The following is a 1,033-nucleotide window of genomic DNA, read 5'->3' as shown; positions in this document are numbered from 1 at the left end:
GGTTCCGTCTGGTGGAACGGTGGGGTGTTGGTGAGGGGGGCGGGTTGGTTTGGTGGTGGGGTCCGCGGGGGTGGAGCCGAGCTGGAGGAGTCGATGGTGGAAGCTGATGGGTTGGTGGTCGATGACCCCTCCCGTGGCCTGTTCCGGGTTGATCGAAGGGTGATGACCGCCCCGTCGGTCCTGGACGCGGAGATGGAGCGGGTGTTCGGACGGTGCTGGCTGTACGTGGGGCACGAGTCGGAGGTGACGGAGCCGGGTGAGTACCGTCGGCGGGTGGTCGCTGGCCGGTCGGTGATCTTCGTGCGGGGCAGCGACGGGCAGGTGCGGGTGCTGCACAACAGCTGTCCGCACCGGGGGGCGATCGTGTGCCGGGCCGACGAAGGGGTGGCCACGTCCTTCCAGTGCTTCTACCACGCCTGGACCTTCGGCACCGACGGGACACTTCGTGGGGTGCCTGGAGCACAGTCCTATCCTGACGGGTTCGACCAGCAGGAGCGGTCCTTGGTGCCGGTGGCCCGGGTGGGGTCCTACCGGGGATTCTGGTTCATGTGCCTTGATCCCGACGCCGAGCCGTTGGAGGAGTACCTGGCGGAGGCCTGTGAGCTGCTGGACGTCATCGTCGACCAATCGCCGTCGGGCCGGTTGCGGGTCGTGCCGGGCCGGCAGTCCTACACCATCAGGGCCAACTGGAAGCTGTTGGCGGAGAACAGCTATGACTCCTATCACGGCACGCCGACCCATCACACCTACTTCTCCTACCTGCAGGCCACCGGTGGCACCTCTGACCATGGCGACCTGAAGCGTCGTGGGGCGGCCCGGCCGCTGGGCAACGGGCATGCCTGCATCGAGTACACCGCCCCGTGGGGCAAGCCGGTGGCCCGTTGGGTGCCCACCTTCGGGGAGCGGGCCCGTGAGGAGATGGCCGCGGTCCGGGCGCAGCTGCACGACCAGCACGGCACAGAGCGGGGCACCCGCATCACCGACACGATGCGCAACATGGTCATCTTCCCCAACCTGGTCGTCAACGACATCA

At 67.8% G+C, this 1,033-nt stretch carries 1 protein-coding gene; it reads left to right on the top strand.

The features are described 5' to 3' along the window. Positions 1-162: 162 nt before the first annotated feature. Positions 163-1,033 (top strand): aromatic ring-hydroxylating oxygenase subunit alpha (locus CUC05_RS24190; protein ID WP_108668720.1); only part of this gene is annotated, 871 nt, incomplete at its 3' end.

Source organism: Euzebya rosea (assembly GCF_003073135.1).
GTDB classification, from domain to species: domain Bacteria; phylum Actinomycetota; class Nitriliruptoria; order Euzebyales; family Euzebyaceae; genus Euzebya; species Euzebya rosea.
Note: the sequence above shows the minus strand (reverse complement) of the source record. Positions and strands in the feature narration are given on the sequence as shown.